Origin of the sequence: Brevibacterium sp. H602, from assembly GCF_051172395.1 — a bacterium.
Classification (GTDB): domain Bacteria; phylum Actinomycetota; class Actinomycetes; order Actinomycetales; family Brevibacteriaceae; genus Brevibacterium.
In genome coordinates, this window is record NZ_JBPIZD010000023.1 from 40,462 (window position 1) to 58,963 (window position 18,502).

At 64.9% G+C, this 18,502-nt stretch carries 13 protein-coding genes and 1 pseudogene; 8 read left to right on the forward strand and 6 right to left on the reverse strand.

Features of this window, described 5'->3' with window-relative positions; genetic code table 11:
- Nucleotide 1: 1 nt before the first annotated feature.
- Nucleotides 2-451, reverse strand: coding sequence for a peptide-methionine (R)-S-oxide reductase MsrB (gene msrB / locus ACSBQT_RS15115; RefSeq protein ID WP_435001998.1), 450 nt, complete (start codon nucleotides 449-451; stop codon nucleotides 2-4).
- 156 nt (nucleotides 452-607) lie between these two features.
- On the opposite strand from msrB, the gene ACSBQT_RS15120 reads away from it, so the two are divergent.
- The gene (locus ACSBQT_RS15120; protein WP_435001999.1) at nucleotides 608-1,807 is read left to right on the forward strand and encodes an alpha/beta hydrolase family protein; all 1,200 of its coding nucleotides are present in this window, start codon (nucleotides 608-610) and stop codon (nucleotides 1,805-1,807) included.
- Nucleotides 1,808-1,864: 57 nt separating this feature from the next.
- Here ACSBQT_RS15120 and ACSBQT_RS15125 read toward each other — a convergent pair whose 3' ends face one another.
- Entirely contained in the window at nucleotides 1,865-4,570 is a 2,706-nt protein-coding gene (locus ACSBQT_RS15125; RefSeq protein ID WP_435002000.1) for a penicillin acylase family protein, read from the reverse strand.
- 34 nt (nucleotides 4,571-4,604) lie between these two features.
- Nucleotides 4,605-5,484 (reverse strand): annotated as a pseudogene (locus ACSBQT_RS15130) (DUF817 domain-containing protein).
- A 137-nt stretch (nucleotides 5,485-5,621) separates the two neighbouring features.
- On the opposite strand from ACSBQT_RS15130, the gene ACSBQT_RS15135 reads away from it, so the two are divergent.
- Both ACSBQT_RS15135 and ACSBQT_RS15140 read left to right on the forward strand, forming a co-directional pair.
- A complete protein-coding gene (locus ACSBQT_RS15135; RefSeq protein WP_435002001.1) occupies nucleotides 5,622-7,391 on the forward strand; it encodes an N-acetylmuramoyl-L-alanine amidase in 1,770 nt (589 codons plus the stop codon).
- Between the two features lie 76 nt (nucleotides 7,392-7,467).
- Nucleotides 7,468-8,142: an NAD(P)-dependent oxidoreductase gene (locus ACSBQT_RS15140; protein ID WP_435002002.1), complete on the forward strand. Its 675-nt coding sequence runs from the start codon at nucleotides 7,468-7,470 to the stop codon at nucleotides 8,140-8,142.
- Between the two features lie 10 nt (nucleotides 8,143-8,152).
- Here the strand turns inward: ACSBQT_RS15140 and ACSBQT_RS15145 are convergent, their stop codons facing one another.
- Together ACSBQT_RS15145 and ACSBQT_RS15150 are read right to left on the reverse strand one after the other, a co-directional pair.
- Nucleotides 8,153-8,728: a hypothetical protein gene (locus tag ACSBQT_RS15145; protein ID WP_435002003.1), complete on the reverse strand. Its 576-nt coding sequence runs from the start codon at nucleotides 8,726-8,728 to the stop codon at nucleotides 8,153-8,155.
- Nucleotides 8,729-8,759: 31 nt separating this feature from the next.
- Nucleotides 8,760-9,602, reverse strand: a complete 843-nt coding sequence (locus tag ACSBQT_RS15150; RefSeq protein ID WP_435002004.1) for a L,D-transpeptidase family protein — start codon at nucleotides 9,600-9,602, stop codon at nucleotides 8,760-8,762.
- A gap of 60 nt (nucleotides 9,603-9,662) precedes the next feature.
- Here ACSBQT_RS15150 and ACSBQT_RS15155 point away from each other — a divergent pair, with 60 nt between their 5' ends.
- The 4 genes from ACSBQT_RS15155 (at nucleotide 9,663) to ACSBQT_RS15170 (ending at nucleotide 14,500) form a co-directional block, all read left to right on the forward strand.
- On the forward strand, nucleotides 9,663-10,964 hold the full coding sequence (locus ACSBQT_RS15155) for a DUF6636 domain-containing protein (RefSeq protein ID WP_410711495.1): 1,302 nt from the start codon (nucleotides 9,663-9,665) through the stop codon (nucleotides 10,962-10,964).
- Nucleotides 10,965-11,157: 193 nt separating this feature from the next.
- Entirely contained in the window at nucleotides 11,158-12,921 is a 1,764-nt protein-coding gene (gene leuA, locus ACSBQT_RS15160; protein WP_410711494.1) for a 2-isopropylmalate synthase, read from the forward strand.
- Between the two features lie 77 nt (nucleotides 12,922-12,998).
- On the forward strand, nucleotides 12,999-13,727 hold the full coding sequence (gene recO, locus ACSBQT_RS15165) for a DNA repair protein RecO (protein ID WP_262774816.1): 729 nt from the start codon (nucleotides 12,999-13,001) through the stop codon (nucleotides 13,725-13,727).
- Entirely contained in the window at nucleotides 13,724-14,500 is a 777-nt protein-coding gene (locus ACSBQT_RS15170) for an isoprenyl transferase (protein ID WP_410711493.1), read from the forward strand. Before recO ends, ACSBQT_RS15170 begins: the two co-directional genes overlap by 4 nt.
- Nucleotides 14,501-14,894: 394 nt before the next feature.
- Here ACSBQT_RS15170 and ACSBQT_RS15175 read toward each other — a convergent pair whose 3' ends face one another.
- Nucleotides 14,895-16,691: a DEAD/DEAH box helicase gene (locus tag ACSBQT_RS15175; RefSeq protein WP_410711492.1), complete on the reverse strand. Its 1,797-nt coding sequence runs from the start codon at nucleotides 16,689-16,691 to the stop codon at nucleotides 14,895-14,897.
- A 395-nt stretch (nucleotides 16,692-17,086) separates the two neighbouring features.
- On the opposite strand from ACSBQT_RS15175, the gene ACSBQT_RS15180 reads away from it, so the two are divergent.
- Entirely contained in the window at nucleotides 17,087-18,469 is a 1,383-nt protein-coding gene (locus ACSBQT_RS15180; RefSeq protein WP_264798821.1) for a glycine--tRNA ligase, read from the forward strand.
- Nucleotides 18,470-18,502: the final 33 nt, after the last annotated feature.

An 18,502-nucleotide genomic window follows, 5' to 3' on the forward strand; every position in this document is an offset into this window, starting at 1 on the left:
CTCAGCTGTCCGCAGCGTCGGTGTTGAGCTTCAACGAGATCGAGTTGATGCAGTAGCGCTGGTCGGTGGGAGTGCCGTAGCCCTCGCCCGAGAAGACATGGCCCATATGCGAGTCGCAGTTCGCGCAGCGGACCTCGACTCGTTCCATGCCCATCGAGGTGTCGCGGATGTAGCGCACCCGGTCCTCGGCCAGAGGCGCGTAGAACGACGGCCATCCGCAGTGCGAGGCGAACTTCGTATCGGAGGGGAACAGGTCGGCTCCGCAGGCCCGACACTGGTACATCCCGGCAGCCGTCTCATCGTTGTACTCACCGGTGAAGGGACGTTCGGTCGCGCCCTGGCGCAGCACCGCGAACTCTTCAGGCGAGAGCACGTCCTGCCAACGGATCTCCTCAGCCGCGGCCCCCGCGTTCGTCGAAGTTCCAGCGTTGATATCTGATGACTGAGTCATCGTGACCTCCGGTCTCTGTCAATGACGGTGATTGCGGCGAGGAGGAGAAGATCTCCGCCCCTGGTGAGCGCAACAGCGAGTGACACTCGCTCATTCCGCACAACAGCGTTTGGTGCCTGATCATTCCGTAGGCAACAATGAACACAGGAGGTTTTCATGGTCCGCGACACGAAGTTCCCCGCCCGCCTGCTCGCCGCCGGTATCGGCGTCGGCGCCGGACTCGGTGCCCTGATCTCTGTGGCGTCGTCGGGTCTGGCCGCCTACTTCGCCCGCAAGATCATCGTTCCGGAGAACGCCCCGGAAGAACTCGACATCCTGCACATCGACGGTTTCCCGCCGAATATGCGCATTCAGCTGCCCGCCGATGAGGAGACCACGGTGCCCGGCACCTATGGTCTCTACTTCAACCAGGGTTCGGGACATGCCGTCGTCGGCGACATCGTCGAGTACGATCCGCGCTCGCGCACGGTCTCCCGAGAGATCCTGTCCGTCACCCGCGGTGATATCCGACGGGCCTGGCGGGGACGTTGGACCGGAGTCGTCTATCCCGATCCGATCGCTGCCGGAGTGAATTTCGACGACATCGAGATCCGCTCCGACGCCGGGGACCTGCCCGCGTGGCTGCTGCCGACCGACCATCCGGAACCGCACGACACCTGGGCGATCCTCATCCACGGTCGTGCCAGCACCCGCGCCGAGGGACTGCGTGCCGCTCCCGTGCTCAACACCCTCGGGGTGCCGTCGATCGCGATGTCCTACCGCAATGACGCCGAGGTGCGGGTGGAGACCACATCGCGCTACGGACTCGGCGACACCGAATGGATCGACGTCGACGCGGCCATCGACTTCGCGCTCGAACACGGAGCGAAGAACGTCGTGCTCTTCGGCTGGTCGATGGGCGGAGCCATCGCCCTGCAGGCGGCCTCCCGCGGACGCAACCGCAGATTCGTCACCTCGCTGGTCCTCGACGGACCCGTCGTCGACTGGGTGAATGTGCTCGACGGGCAGGCGAAGAAGAACCTGCTGCCGACACCGATCGCCAAACTCACGCTCGAGATGATCACGCAGCCATGGGCGCGGCCGATCACCGGACTGGAGACCCCGCTCGATCTCGATCGCATGGATTGGGTGACCCGTGCCGCCGAACTCGATGTGCCGGTTCTGCTCATCCACTCCGATGACGACGAATTCGTTCCCTCCGGCCCCTCCCATGCGCTGGCAGGGGTCAGACGGGATCTGGTCACGATGCCCTCATACGGCAAGGCCCATCACACGAAGGAATGGAACATCGACCCCGTGCGCTGGGAAGACGATGTCGCGAACTTCCTCGAAGCGAAGATCCTGCCCAAGGACTGATCACGGGGCGCGGGGAGGACCCCGCGCCTCTGTCGTATCCTCACGTCTGCCCTGTCCTCAGGGTTCGAGAGTGAGTGTGTCCTCTGCCGCCGCGGCCACGGCCTCCTGCGAGTACGGCCACGGACGATTGACATTGGCGGCCCAATCGTTCGTCTGATCGTCGTAATGCGGGTGGAAGGCATGCCCCGACGCGCCCGTGAGGTTGATCCAGTTCGAGGCGTCGAAGTTCGACAGATCGACCGTCTGGCGCATCGACGGCACCCAGTTCGTCTCATAGCCGACCGAGGCATCCCAGCCGGTGGCATGGACGACGCCCGAACCGCCGGAGACCTCATAGGGGCCGCGGTTGAACAGCTTCTCCACCGGTGTGATCCCGGATTCGCCGAGGCTGGCGTTGCGGATCGTCAGCCGGTGCAGGATTCCCCACCGCCACGTCACGGGCTCCGGTCCCAGCAGGTCCTCCGTCTCCGCCCACGCCGTCTTCATGGCCTTGCGCAGAGCCTCGTCCCGACCTTCGACGCCCTTACTCGACCACCACTGGGAATCCGGGTCTTCGAGCAGCTCCGAGAGTACGAGGTACCACCGTGAACCGCCGGCGGGGGACACCCCGTCGGGCAGCTTCGAGCTGATCGTCTGCTCGAGCAGCGTCTTCGTGAGCACATTGAAGTAGGCGGCGCCCGCGCTGTTCGCGGAGTCGAAGCCGTTCCAGCTCTTCAGCAGCTTCTTCGCCTCGAGGATGTCCTCGTCGCCATGGGAGTGGATCTTCACCGCTTCGGGGACGAGCTTCGCGGCGAACGGATTCTGGTCGTCGTTCTGGATCTCCGCCATGTCCATCGGCCGCAGCTTGCGGCCCTCGTCGGCCGCGTCCTTGATGCGTTTCGTGATGCGGCGGGCACGATCTCCGTAGTCGAAGTCCTCACCCAGCTGCACGGTCTCACCGGGGGCGGCGACCGGGTTGTTCGCGGTGACGATCCATCCGCGTTCGGGGTTGTACAGGTGTGGGAGATCCTCGAAGTCGACCCAGCCCTGCCAATCCTCGTCGGATTTCCACCCGCGGCGGGGCACGGTGCCGTCGGCCTTGCCTCGACGTGGGATCATCCCGGGTGCCTGATAGCCGATGTTACCGGCGACGTCGGCGTAGACGAGGTTCTGGGAGGGCACGTCGAACAGGGACGCCGCGTGCCGGAACTCCTGCCAATTCGTGGCCTTGTTGATGGCGAACACGGCCGAGGCGGTTGTGCCCGGACGCAGAGCCGTCCAATCGAGGGCGAGACCATAGTGTTCCTCGGCCGGTCCCGATTTCGGGTCCTGCGAATCCGCCCCGATCGTCGCATCGAGTGCTCTGCGATACGTGCCGTCGAGCTTCGACACGAGTGGGCCGTTGCGGGTGGAGCGGATGGTGATCTCGCGCGGGTCCTCGCCCGCGACCTCGATCGTCTCCTTGCGCACCTGCAGCGGTTCGTCACCGTCGTCGTGGATGACCTTCCCGTCGCGGATCTTCTCCACCACGAGGTCGGTGACATCGGCGCCGAGGTTCGTCAGGCCCCAGGCGATCGACTGGTTGTGGCCGATGACGACTCCCGGCAGTCCGGAGAAGGAGAAGCCGGTGACGTCGAAGGGGCACTCATCGGTGACCTTCTTGCATCGCAGTCCCACCTGGTACCAGACCGAGGGCATCGCCGGGGCGAGGTGCGGGTCATTGGACAGCAGCGGTCGACCGGTGTTCGTGTGCTCCCCGGAGATCACCCACGAGTTCGACCCGATATCGTCGCTGTTCTGTCCCAGCATCGGCGGCAGCGAAGTGAGCGTATTCCGCAGTTCGAGGAGATCATCGGTCGGGGCGGCCGCCTCGGTGTCGGTGTTCCCCGTTCGGGGCGCCTCGGTGACGGCGCCTCCGGCCTGTGCCTCATCGTCCTCCTTTGCACGGTCGTCGGCTCGCGGCTCCTGCTCGACGTCGTCGCCGCTGAGGTCCTTCGGTGCTTTGTCACCGGCTCTGCCGCCGAGGATCGTCGGACGGGTGGCATACGGGTAGTCCGGATAGAGGTCGCTCATCTGCTCGTCGGTGAGCTCCGAGCCGAGGATCGACCGGTCGATCTCGTCTTCGAGGTTCGAGCGCAGATCCCACGCCATGGCCTTGAGCCAGGCGACGCTGTCGACCGGGGTCCATTCCTCGACCTCGGTGCTGCCGGTCTCGAGGCCGAGGACGGCGTACTCGAGGGACAGCTCGGTGGGGGATTTGTCCTTGAGGTAGGCGTTGACGCCGTCCGCGTAGGCCTCGTAGTAGCCCAGACTCGTCTTGTCGAGCTTCTTCACCTCCTGCTCGGCGACCTTCCGCCAGCCGAGCGTGCGGATGAAGGTGTCGGTGCCCAGCTGGGATTTGCCGAAGAGCTCGGAGAGTCGTCCCGAGGTGACGTGTCGGCGGAAGTCCATCTCCCAAAACCGGTCCTGAGCGTGGACGAACCCCTGAGCCAGGAACAGGTCGTGGGCGGTCTCGGCCTCGATGGTGGGAACACCCGATTCGTCACGGTGGACGGTGACCGGCGCGTCGAGACCCGGCAGCGAGATCTCGCCGTCGGTGGTCGGGAAGGACCGGCGGACGAGGAACAGTCCGACGAGGGCGAGGACGAGAGCGAGGACGAGGACTCCGGCGATGACGCGCAGCAGCACACGAGCACTGACCGACAGGTTGGATCCGCTGGATGGACGGAGCACCTTGAGCAATGCGCTCGATTCCTTCTCATTCTGCGCACCGGGTGCCGCCATGAGTCTCCTTCGGCCGTCCTGATTGTTTCGGTTCTCAGCAAGTATAGGTGTCAGGAGGCTCGGGTCTGTGGACCTCAGGCGGCCTGGGTCTGTGGACGAAGGTCACGAGGACGACGGAGATCATCATGAGCAGGAACCAGGCCACCAGCTTCGTCAGCGGCACCAGGTGCCAGCCGTCGTCCTGACTCGGATACAGCCAGGCACCGGCCGCGGTCCCGATGTTCTCGGCCACCCAGATGAAGAAGGCGACGAGGAGGAAGGCCAACAGCACGGGCATCGTCAGTGTCCTGCGATGGATATGGAAGTACATGCGGCAGCGGAAGAAGACGATGACGGTGGCCACGACGAGGAGCAGGCGGAGGTCGACGATGAAGTGGTGGGTGAAGAAGTTGATGTAGATGGCGGCGGCGATGATCGCGGTCAGCCACCTCGGCGGGTAATGGCTGAACCGTAAGTCGAAGAGTCGGTACACGCGGACGATATAGGAGCCGACGGCGGCGTACATGAACCCGGTGAACAGGGGTACTGCGCCGATGTGGAGGACCCCGCCGGGGGGCGTAGTTCCATGAACCCACGGCGGTTTTGAAGATCTCCATTCCGGTGCCGACGATGTGGAAGACGATGATGACGATGAGTTCGCGACCGGTCTCGAGTCGAGCGACGAGCATGCCGATCTGGATGAGTACGGCGAGGATGACGAGGAAGTCGTTGCGGGCGATGGCCGCGTCATCGGGGTAAAGCCAAGCGGTGGCGATGATCGCGGCGAGCATGAGAGCACCGAAGAGACACGCCCACGCCTGTTTGATTCCGAAGGCGAGGAACTCTCGGAGCCCGGCGGGGACGCGGGGGAGCAGTCTGTCGGCGAAGGCGTCGAGGACAGCCTCGAGGCGCGTGAGTTCGCGGCGATCGGCCATCTGCTGAAGTACCCACTTCCAAAAGTCTGAGAATCACCTTACGATATTCCTGCGGTCACACTGGGTGCCCGTAATTCGGCCCCATCCAGTGAGAAGAACGCTCACTTGGTCATGGACGACCTCAAGGACCATAACTGATGAAACCGTTGCCATTCCTCGCCTCGGCACTCACCGGAATTCTCCTCACTGCGACCCTAACGGGACCAGCGCTCGCCGCCACACCGGAAACTCCCACGAACACGTCCGGCGCCTCCGCCACCACTGAAGACTCTGCACGGGGCGGCGGTGCTGCCAACGATGACACCGCAGGCACTCCGGCCGAGACGACCGTCGACGCTCAGACCGACGAGGTCACAACGCTTCCACTGGATTCTTCGGACGTCACAATCGTCGGCGCCACTTGGGAGGGGGACGACCCCGACTTGGAGATCCGCACCCGTGATGGGAACGGCTGGTCGGCATGGGAGACCCTGCCCACGGACGACGAAGGCGGGCCGGACCTCTCTTCCGCAGAAGCTGCTCAGATCCCTGCTGCCTCACACCAGTCACAGTCCGTGGCGTTGCCGGTGCTCGACTCCGATGCCGTTGAAGTCCGGGCCGCCGACCCCCAGGCCGATACCGATGATCTGCAGATCACCCAGGTGTCCACCGCGGTCACCAAGGCCGACGCGCAGGTCGCGAAGTCCGCTGGGGGAGTGGGCACCCATTCGGCCACGGGACCGGCCCTCAACGCACAGATCTCGGCTAAGGACCTGCGTGCCAAGATCGTCACCCGCAAACAGTGGGGTGCCGATGAGAAACTCGTCCGGTGCGCCACGGACAAGACGTCGTCGGCCAAGGGCGTATTCATCCACCACACCGCAGGGTCGAATTCGTACTCGAAAGCACAGGCCCCCGCAATCATCCGCGGCTACCTCACCTATCACACTCAGAATCGCGGTTGGTGCGACCTCGGGTACAACTTCCTCGTCGACAAATACGGCACCATGTACGAAGGCCGAGCCGGCAGTCTCGACAAAGCAGTGACCGGAGCCCACGCCTCCGGATTCAATTCGTGGACCATCGGCATCAGCGTGCTCGGTACCTACTCCTCGGCGGCGCCGAGCACGGCAGCACAGACCTCGGTCAAGCGCCTCGTCGCATGGAAAGCCGGACAGTACGGCTTCAACCCGACCGGGAAGATGACCCTGACCTCGGGCGGGGGCGGAACGAGCAAATACCCCCTGGGCAGGAAAGTCAGCCTCAACGTCGTGGCCGGCCACCGGGACACCAGCTACACCGAATGTCCGGGGCTCGCGTTCTACAACAAGCTCGGCAGCATCCGCACAGGAGCCAAGGCACTGGTGCGGGAGCTGACCCCACCGCCCACCAAGAGTCCGGTGCCGAAGCCCGCTCCGAAACCGAAGTCCTATCCGACGAAAGGCGCAATCGGTTCGTACTATCAGAAGAACGCGGGAAAGACCGGCCAACCGGTCGGCTCGGAGAAGAAGCTGAAGAACCCGAAGGGTGCCTACCAGTCGTTCGCCAAGGGCACCGTGTACTGGTCGAAATCGACGGGTGCGCACTTCCTCACCAAGGGCCAGATCCGTGTCGCCTACAAGCGTGCGAAGTATGAGAAGGGCGTCCTTGGGTTCCCCAGCAGCGATAAGCAGACCTTCAAATATCGGAAGAGCGCTCGATACCAGAGATTCCACTCCGGAATGATCACCTGGTCACCGCAGACAGGCAGCGATGTCATCTACGGAGGCTTCCTCACGAAGTGGAAGAAGCTGGGCTATGAACGCAGCAAGCTCGGTCTGCCCACCGCTGACCGGACCGTGAAGAACGGCGTCAAACGCCAGAACTTCGAACGCGGATATATGACCTATACGAAGAAGACCGGCATCAAGGTCCATATCCGCAAATAGCCCTGTCCTCCGCAGAGGCGGCCGGGGACCGAAGAGGGAGGAACCTGACCGAACGCAGGGGACATAGACTCGCCTCATGCACATCCTCCTCTTCGGCGCCTCCGGCCACGTCGGCACCGGGCTCGCCCAGCAGCTCAGTCCGCAGCACAGAGTCACCGGCATCGTCCGTCGTACTCCGGACACGGAGACGGCATACGAACCGGTGACCGTGCCGGACTGGGTGGACGAGCCGGAGGCGGTCACCACGGCGCTCGCCTCCAGTGACCTGCCGCCGGTCGATGCCGTCATCGCCGCCATCGGCGGGTGGTACATCGACGAACCGGTGCTCGACCGAGGTCTGGCCGAGTTCGATGCGGACTATGACTCCTACCTGCGCGGGCACTTCACGGCCTGTGCGATCTCGCAGTCCCTGGCCACCGACCGGACGAGCGGGGGCCACGGATTCGTCCACCTGGCACTCAACGGCGTCGCCAGCGTCGAGGCGCTGGCGGGGTCCGGGGCGATCAGCGTCTTCGGTGCCGCGCAGAAGATGCTCATCGAGGTCGCCCACGCGGAATCGACGAGCGTGGCCTTCCGCGAGCTGCGGATCATGGCTCCCATCGGCGGCGATGATCGCAATGATCTGTCCGGGGGAGTCGAAACCGTCCATCTCGCCGAGGTGGCCAACGGGATCACCGCGATCCTTGACTCACCCGATCGCTTCGATGTGAGCACCGAGATCCACGCGAACGAGGAGACGTCTGCCGGCTGACTGCTCCGGCTCAGGCGCGGGTATAGCGGAGGAAGACCTGGTCGTCCTCGGTGCGCACATCGATGAGGCGCAGAGCGATCTCGGCCTCGAGCTCGGCCAGGTGGCTGCCGGGGGTGCGGATATAGAGCGGACTCACGCTCAGATGCAGTTCCGCACCCGGATAGTGCTCGAGCAGCCGGAACGCGAGATTCGGACCCGATTCGCACAGCAGCACCGCCTCATCGGCGGGCTGCGATTCGGGGGACGGTGCCGTCGTCAGCGAGGCAGCCACCTCGGTGATGGTGCCTGCCGTGAAACGCTGGGCACGATAGTCGAGACCGCGAGCGTCGAGCTCGCTCTGCAGGGCCGTCGGATCGGACTCGGTGAGCACGTGCACGGGGGTGTGCTCCAGCGCTTTGCCGGCGGCGTTGATGACGGGCAGCTGCGGATTCAGCGCCGTGCGGCGGTCGACGATGATCGCATTCGCGCTGCGTCGCAGAGCGAGGAAGCGCCGGAAGTCAGCGTCCGTGGACACCCCGGTCGACCAGCCGTCTTCGGCGAAGGATCCGTTGATCGACTGGACGAGGGAGATGATGAGACGGCGCACGGGATCCTGCTCTTCTGCTTCTTCGGCTCTGCTATTTCTTGACTTCGGGTGCCGGCCCCATGGCGATGCGCGGGTGAGCGTCGGGATCGATCGTGCGCATGATCCACTTGAGGTCCGCCTCGTCGAGGGTGACGCAGCCATTCGTACCCGAATCGTGGTCGAGGTGCAGCCAGATTCCGCCGCCCTTTTCCCAGCCCAACGGCCGGGTCTTGTCCGTCGGGGGAGTGCCGGGTCTGCGGTTGTAGTCGATGGCGATGATGTAGTCGAAGACCGATTCGTAGTCCGCACCATAGGCCACCGTCGCCGAGGAGGGCAGACGATCGTCCTGGGTGTACGGCAGGTCGGTGCCCGGGTTCGCCTTGAAACCGCCCGCGTCGCTGAGCGTGAACACTCCGATCGGGGTGGTCTTGTCGCCCTCGCGGCGATCCTTCAGCCATCCTTTGGAGCCGTTGTGGGTGTCGAAGGTCTTGAGCTTCTTCCACTTCTTGTCCGTGAACTCGTAGAAGCTCAGACTCGACTTCTCCGAAGCGGCTGTCGGCGAGGTCGCGACGAGGACTTGTGAGGTCTCTGCCGGGATCTGGTCGGTGAACTCCTTCGCCAGACCGGGGACAGGGACGGGGTGGACCGGGCCGGTCGCCTCGGTGCCGGTCTGATCGGATGTCGTCCATGCGGAGTCGGCTCCGGTGGGGGAATCCTGGGCCGGGGCTGCGAAATCACCGAAACTCGTCTGCTGTGCCGGAGCGGCGAAACCGGCGGATTCGGCCGCCGAGGACTCGTCCGTGCCGCCGTCGGCATCGGCCCCGCAGGCGGTCACCAGCAGAGCGCAGGCGAGAAGCGCGGGCACTCCCGCGCGCCGGAGGACTCCATCGGACATAAAGTCATCATCTCACGAAGCATGAGAACTCGCCGGTAGCGACTATGCGAAAATGACACCATGAGCATTCCACCTGTGCCGAACCATCCTCCGCGCCCCGGGCGTCGGAAGCCGGCCGAGGAGTCTCCGGAGTCGATCACAACCCAGTTGTTCATCGGCGAGGATGAGTCCGCGGCCGCTGATGGCTCCACCCAAGCACTCACTCCCGCAGAACTGCAGAGGCTGCGGTCGATGGTCGAATCCGACGGCACCGATGCCACCGAGGTGCTCAGCCTCGAAGAGCTTCGCGGACTGGCCGCCGCCGACGGGTATCAGACCGGAGGACTGCCGGCCGCGCCGCGCAAGGTGAACTCCGACGATATCGCCGCTGCTGAGGCGCCCTCGGCTCCGAAGCAGTGGAACCCGCTGCCCGGCTCGCAGCCGGCGCCAGCTGACGCGCACCAGGCCGAGCCGCAGCCGCATTCGCAGCAGCCCGAACCGCACCCACAACAGGGAGAACCTCACCCGCAGCAGGGACAGTGGGGCGCAGAGTTCGGTGCCGCCGGTCAGGTAGCAGCGTCTCAGCCGCAGGCCGCCGGACCGGTGCAGTCGCCGGCGGGACCCGATTACGCTCAGCCCGGCGCCGGTCGCCCCGCGGGGCCCGGATACGGACAGGCCGGACACGTTCCCGCTTACGCTGCCGCACCAGCCGGATATGCCGCCGGCTATGCGCCGGGCGGTCCTGCCGGTCCCGGGGGACCCGGCGGGCCAGGAGGGCCGGGAGGCCCCGGCGGACCGGGGAATCCCGGCGGCCCGCACGACCCCTATGGTCGGCGAAATGATACGAAGAAGGTCCCCGCGTGGCTGTGGGTGCTCGCGGCCATCGCGCTCATTCTCGCCCTCGGCATCGTCGGCTATATCGTCTGGGACTCCACCCAGGGCGACGACACCACCACCGTCGGACCCACGGACGAACCGTCGATCGGTCAGACCGATGATCCCGAGCCGTCCGATTCGGGCAGCTCGAAGGCTCCCGTCGCCGAAGAGACCTTCACATCCCCGTCGGGAAATATCGCCTGCACCATCGACTCCGAACGAGCGCGCTGCGTGATCAAGGACTACGAGTACTCCCCACCGGAGAAGCCCGAGGACTGCAAGCTCGACGACTGGGGCTCCATCGTCGTGGCGAACAAGGAAGGCTCAGGCTTCTCCTGCGTCGAGGCTCCCGAGAGCAACGGCCCGGCACGCGTCCTCGGCTACGGGGATTCGATCTCCGCGGCGGGGATGACCTGCACCTCCAGCGAAGAGGGCATGACCTGCAAATCCGACGACACCGGCGTCGGATTCAACGTCCGCCGCGCCTCGGTCGACTTCCTCAAGTAGGAGCCCGGAGCCGCCTCGGCGATCTTAGGATGTGGACGGGATTCGGACGGAGCGCGGTAGGGGGACTACGGTGACCCTGTGGCTCATAGGTTCCTCCTCCTTCCTTGCCGCGACGAGTCCTGAACGGACAGCACGCTCGTCGCGGAGTCCTCGTATGCTGGTCAAGCGCTGAGAAACTTAAGTTAGAGGAACAATGAAACTGCAGAAGCCTTCTCCGATGCCGTTCGGCAAGTACAAGTCGTTCCAGGACCGCATCTCGCTGGATATGCGCGATCGCACCTGGCCCGACCAGATCATCAGCAAGGCGCCTCGCTGGCTGAGCACCGACCTGCGCGACGGCAACCAGGCGCTCATCGATCCGATGACCCCGGACCGCAAACGCAAGATGTTCGATCTGCTCGTGGGTCTCGGGTTCAAGGAGATCGAGGTCGGATTCCCGGCCGCCAGCCAGGTCGACTTCGACTTCGTCCGCGAGATCATCGAACAGGACGCGATTCCCGATGACGTCCGCATCTCCGTGCTCACGCAGGCTCGCGAGGACCTCATCGAACGCACCGTCGAATCCCTCGTCGGCGCGAAGATGCCCACGGTGCACCTCTACAACGCAACCGCGCCGGTCTTCCGCAAGGTCGTCTTCGGCTTCGACGGAGACGGCTTCGACCAGACACGCGATATCGCACTGCAGGGCACTCAGGCCGTGATGAAGCACGCCGAGACGCTGCTGTCCGACGCGGATTTCGGATACCAGTATTCGCCGGAGATCTTCGTCGACACCGAACCCGAGTTCGCCCTCGACATCGTCGGCAGCGTTCTCGACATGTGGCAGCCGGCCGCCGGCCGCGAGACCGTCGTCAACCTCCCTGCCACGGTCGAACGCGGTACCCCGAACACCTACGCGGACCAGATCGAATGGTTCTGCCGCAATATGCCCTACCGCGACGAAGTGGCCGTGTCCCTGCACCCGCACAACGACCGGGGCACCGGCGTGGCCGCGGCGGAGATGGGAATGATGGCTGGTGCCGACCGCATCGAAGGCTGCCTGTTCGGCAACGGTGAGCGCACCGGCAACCTCGACCTCGTCACCGTCGCCCTCAACCTGTACACGCAGGGAATCGATCCGGAGCTCGACTTCTCCGATATCGACGAAGTCATCCACACCGTGACCGAATGCAACCAGATCGGTGTCCACGAACGTCACCCCTACGGCGGCGACCTCGTCTTCACCTCGTTCTCGGGCTCGCACCAGGACGCGATCAACAAGGCCTTCGCCGATCGTGAGAAGAAGGCGAACGCCCAGGGCACTCCCGTCGACCTCATGGAATGGGACATGCCCTACCTGCCGGTCGACCCGAAGGACCTGGGCCGCAGCTACGAGGCGATCATCCGAGTGAACTCGCAGTCCGGCAAGGGCGGAGTGACCTACCTGCTCAAGAGCGAGCACGGGCTGGACCTGCCGCGTCGCATGCAGGTCGAATTCTCCCGCGCCGTGCAGCAGCACACAGAAGCCGGCGGTGAGGTCACCGCCGAGGAGATCCGCCGCATCTTCAACTACGAATACCTGCCCGCCGAAGACCCCGAGAAAGCCTGGGGTCGCTTCCAGATCGTCGGTCTGCGTACCGAATCGGGCAATGTCGACGGCTCAGGTTCATCGGCAGAGCGCATCGAAGTCGACCTCATCGTCGACGGTCAGGAACGCACCTACGAAGGACGCGGCAACGGACCGATCGATGCGCTGGTGAAGATTCTGATCGACCAGTTCGACGTCGACGTGCGTCTCCAGGACTACTCCGAGCACGCCATCGGCTCCGGCGCTGACACCAACGCCGCCGCCTACGTCGAGCTCGCCGTCGAGGACCGTGTCGTCTGGGGTGCAGGACTGCACCCGAACATCACGAAGGCCTCGCTCAAGGCCGTCGTCTCGGCCGTCAACCGGGCCGCTCGCGACCGCCAGAACTGAAGCTGCGCGGTCGAACTCACAGCTGTGCCAGAGCGCGGCGGGGTGATTCCCCGCCGCGCTTAAGCGATAATGGGCTGGTGCACAACTATCGTGATGAAGGCATCGTGCTCCAGGGGCACAAGCTCGGCGAAGCTGACCGCATCGTCACCGTGCTCACTCGCAGCCACGGCCTCGTCCGCGCCGTCGCAAAGGGGGTGCGCCGGACGAAATCGCGGTTCGGCTCCCGTCTCGAACCCTTTATGCTCGTCGACCTGCAATGCCACGTCGGGCGCAGCCTCGACATCGTCACCCAGGTCGAACTCGTCGAACCCTTCGCCCGCGGAATCGCCACGGACTTCGATGTGTATTCGGCCGCCTCGGTGATGGCCGAAACGGCACGCAGCATCACCGAAGCCGAACCCCAGTCCCGCACGCATTTCCTCCTCCTCGTCTCTGCCATCCGTTCGCTGTGCAACCGCGAACACCCGCCGAGGCTGTCCCTCGATGCGTACCTGCTGCGCGCGATGTCCGTGGCCGGGTGGGCACCGAGCCTGCTCGACTGTGCCCAGTGCGGGAACCCCGGACCCCACCGCGCGTTCTCCGCAGCATTGGGCGGAGCCGTGTGCACGAACTGTCGCCCCTCCGGTGCGGCGCTGCCCGACACCGATGCGCTCGAACATATGGCCGCGCTCCTGTCCGGCGACTGGGAACGAGCCGAGGCCTCCGACCTGCACGATCAGATCGACGGGTCGAAGCTGGTCTCGGACTGGGTGTCCTGGCACCTCGAGCGCAATATCCGATCACTGAGAGTTCTGGAGAGCACATGAACTACCCCGCACCACCGGCCCACCCCAGCGGAGCGAGACCTCCGCGCATCGACGCGAAGTTCGTGCCCAAGCACGTCGCGATCGTCATGGACGGCAACGGTCGGTGGGCGAATCAGCGGGGGCTGCCGCGCACGGAAGGACACAAGGCCGGGGAGGCGTCGCTGCTCGACGTCATCCACGGCGCGATCGAGATCGGCGTGGACTATCTGTCGGCGTATGCGTTCTCGACGGAGAACTGGAAGCGCTCACCCGAAGAGGTGCGCTTCCTCATGGGATTCAACCGTGATGTCATCCGCCGCCGTCGCGATGAGCTCAACGCCCTGGGCGTGCGGATCGTGTGGTCCGGCCGCCGCGGTCGGCTGTGGCGTTCGGTCATCGACGAACTCGAGACCGCGGCGGAGATGACGAAGGACAACACCGGTCTCGTGCTCCAGTTCTGCGTGAACTACGGAGGACGCTCCGAGATCGTCGACGCAATCAATGAGATCACCGCCGAGGTGGCCGCCGGGAAGCTCAAGGCCGGCAAGGTCTCGGAGAAGACCGTCCGCTCCCGCCTCTACGCACCCATCGTGCCCGACGTCGATCTGTTCATGCGGTCCTCGGGGGAGCAGCGGACCTCGAACTTCCTGCTCTGGCAGTCCGCCTACGCCGAGATGGTCTTCCAGGATGTGCTGTGGCCCGACGTCGACCGACGCACCCTGTGGGCGGCGATCGAAGAGTACGCCCGCCGTGACCGTCGCTTCGGCGGCGCCGTCGACACCCCCTCGGCCTGACGCGGAGTCGTGAAGCCCTGGTCCGCGACCACGGGCGTCTGAGTTTCGCCCACCCAGCGGGGCGCAGCTTCCATGCGGGGCAAGGTCGCTGCGACCAGTGCGGCGCGACGTCACTGTGAAGGGTCCCCAATTCGGCACATCTGCGTGCAGGGACTCGGGGGTCTGGGCCTGTGTGAATGAGGGTTCTCAGCTTGGTGACACTGCACCAGCTCGGTGCTGGGACCAAGCTGATGCAGTGTCACCAAGCTGCTGAGAGCAGCAGGCTCTCTGACACCGGGCACAGCTGACAAAAACGGCCCCGCAGCGTAGATGCTGCGGGGCCGTTTCAGGTTCTCACTTCTGCGCAGACATTTCGGTCGAGCGCGTCAGTGCGACGGTGATGCCGCCGGTCGGATCAGTAGTGATCGCGGGAGCGGTCATTCCGTCCGCCGAACTTCTTGCCGCCTCGGCGATCGTTCCGGAAGTTGCGGCCGTCACCGGGTTGCTTGTCGAAGTTGCGCTTCTTGAACGCGCGTCCCGGGCGTCCGGAGTCCGGACGGATGTCGATGGGACGGCCCTGGATCTCGGTGTGGGAGAGCTTGCGCAGCACCGACGGGTCGAGGTCCTTGGGCAGGTCGACGAGCGTGTGGTTCGAACGGATGTCGATATGGCCGATCTGCTTCGAGGTGATTCCGCCTTCGTTCGCGATCGCACCGACCACGGCGCCCGGCTGCAGGCGCTCGTTGCGTCCGAGGGCCAGACGGTAGGTCGTCATGTTCTCGTCACGGGCGCGTCCGCCGCGACCCGGACGGCCGCCGTCACGACCGCCGTCGCGGTCACGGCTCTGACGGCGTGCCGGTTCGGGCATCGGCTCGGCCTTGAGCGTGTTCGACTCGAGGACGAGGGAGGCCAGAGCGGCGGCGATGTTCGACGCCGGCACATCACGGGAGAGCGAGTACGCCTCGATGACGTCGGTGAGTTCGGAGAGTTCGGTCTGCGCGAGCACATCGTCGATGCGCTTCGTGAACTTCTCGACGCGAGTGTTCGTCAGCTCTTCGACGCTGGGCAGGGTCAGCGGTTCGACCTTCTGCTTCGTGGCGCGTTCGATCGAGCCGAGCATGCGCTGCTCGCGCGGAGTGACGAAGAGGATCGCTTCACCGGAGCGTCCGGCACGACCGGTGCGGCCGATGCGGTGGACGTAGGACTCGGTGTCGTGTGGGATGTCGTAGTTGACGACGAGAGTGATGCGCTCGACGTCGAGGCCGCGGGCGGCCACATCGGTGGCGACGAGGATGTCGATCTTGCCTTCGCGGAGCATGTCGATCGTGCGCTCACGTGCCTGCTGCGGGATGTCGCCGTTGATCGCGGCGGTCTTGAACCCGCGGGCGCGCAGCTTCTCGGCCAGCTCCTCGGTGGCCTGTTTGGTGCGCACGAACATGATGATGCCCTCGTACTCCTCGACTTCGAGGATCCGGGTCAGCGCATCGAGTTTGTGCGAGTGCTGAACCATGAAGTAGCGCTGGCGGATGTTCGCACCGGTCTGCGACTTCGCGGCGATCCGGACTTCCTTCGGGTCGTTCAGGTACTTGCCGGTGATCCGGTGGATCGAGGACGGCATGGTCGCCGAGAACAGGGCCACCTGACGGTCGGGACCGACCTGGCTGAAGATCTCTTCGATGTCTTCGGCGAAGCCCATCTTGAGCATCTCGTCGGCCTCATCGAGGATGAGGTGCTTGAGGCTGCCGAGCTTGAGTGATCCCTTCTTGAGGTGATCGATGACACGACCGGGGGTGCCGACGACGACCTGCGCGCCACGACGCAGACCGGCCAGCTGCGGGCCATAGGCCTGACCGCCGTAGATGGGGAGCACGGAGAAGTCGGACAGCTCCGTGGCGTAGGAGGTGAACGCCTCGGCGACCTGGATCGCGAGTTCGCGAGTGGGGGTGAGTACGAGTGCGAACGGGCCGTCGTCGGCGCGCCCCGCCTCGGCGAGGTCGGACAGGGCCGGCAGGGCGAAAGCCGCGGTCTTGCCGGTTCCGGTCTGGGCGAGCCCGATGACGTCACGGCCCGACAGGAGGGTCGGAATCGTCTCGGCCTGGATGGGGGTGGGGATCTCGTAGCCCTGCGCCTCTACGGCCTTGAGCACGAGCGGGTGAAGCCCCAGTTCGGAGAATCTCGGAGTGGTTTCGTCGTTTGCGGACACATCGGTCATGAGTGATCTCTCTCACGTCGGCACACACTTGATCGCAGATGACTGTAGTGGCGATCTACCCTGCGGCCGCTTGTGCAATCATCGTGAGCAATCCGGGCCGAAACCGTAGTGATCCAAGAACTCGCTTGGACAGACGTGAAGACGTCGGTACGGAGAAAGGTTTGGGTGTACCCCCAAGTCTACATGCCACACCCTCGCCGAGGCGGTCCTGGAGTGGGAATCCGAGTGTGAGATCAGTCGCCTACCGTGGGCTCCTTCCGTCGTCGAGGGCGGGCGTCGGGGTGGGCCTGGTCGGTATCGCGCCGGTGTTGAGGAAGCGACGGCGTGACCAGTTAGGCTGGTACCTGCGAGCCACGGCAGCCGGCCGTCGGCGAACTGAAACAAGGAGAGAACTAGTGGCACAGTCCAAGTTGGATGCCGTTATCGCCCTGGCCAAGCGCAGAGGATTCGTCTTCCAAGCAGGAGAGATCTACGGCGGTTCCCGCTCGGCATGGGACTACGGACCGTTGGGCGTGGAGCTCAAGGACAACATCAAGGGCCAGTGGTGGCAGCAGTTCGTGCGCGGTCGCGAAGACGTCGTCGGCCTCGACTCCTCGATCATCCTGCCCAAGCGCGTCTGGGAAGCCTCCGGCCACGTCGCTACCTTCGTCGATCCCCTCGTCGAGTGCCTCAACTGCCATAAGCGCCACCGCGAGGACCACCTCGTCGAGGCGTATGAGGCGAAGAACAAGAAGGCTCCGGAGAACGGAATGGCCGATATCGTCTGCCCTGACTGCGGCACCCGCGGTCAGTGGACCGAGCCGCAGGAATTCTCCGGTCTGGTCAAGACCTTCCTCGGACCAGTCGACTCCGAAGCCGGACTCCATTACCTGCGTCCGGAGACCGCGCAGGGCATCTTCGTCAACTTCAACAATGTGCTCACCGCTGCCCGGAAGAAGCCGCCGTTCGGCATCGGCCAGATCGGCAAGGCCTTCCGCAACGAGATCACCCCCGGCAACTTCATCTTCCGCACCCGCGAGTTCGAGCAGATGGAGATCGAGTACTTCGTCCACCCGGACGAGGCCGACGACTACTACAAGCAGTGGGTCGAAGACTGCTGGTCCTGGTTCCTCGATCTCGGCATCTCCGAGGACAACGTCCGCCGCCTCGACGTTCCCGCCGAGGACCGTGCGCACTACTCGGCCGGCACCATCGACATCGAATACCGCTTCGGCTTCCAGGGATCCGAGTGGGGTGAGCTGATGGGTGTGGCCAACCGCACCGATTACGACCTCGGCACCCACACGGAGGTCTCGGGGGCGAAGCTGCAGTACTTCGACCAGGCCAGCGGAGACCGCTACACCCCGTATGTCATCGAACCCTCCTTCGGCCTGACCCGGTCGATGATGGCCTTCCTCGTCGAGGCCTACAGCGAGGACGAGGCGCCGAACACGAAGGGCGGCGTCGACAAGCGCGTCGTGCTCAAACTCGATCCGCGCCTGGCTCCGGTCAAGGCTGCGGTGCTGCCGCTGAGCCGCAACGAGAAGCTCACCCCGGCGGCGAAGGATCTCGCTGCGACGCTGCGTCGACGCTGGAACATCGACTTCGACGATGCCGGCGCCATCGGCCGTCGCTACCGTCGCCAGGACGAGATCGGAACGCCGCTGTGCATCACCGTCGACTTCGACACCCTCGATGATCAGGCAGTGACGATCCGCAAGCGTGATGACATGAGCCAGGAACGCGTGAGCATCGATCAGGTGGAGAAGTACCTGGCCGACCACCTCGCCGGAGCCTGACCCCAATTACTACCTGACGGCGGCCCAGCAACC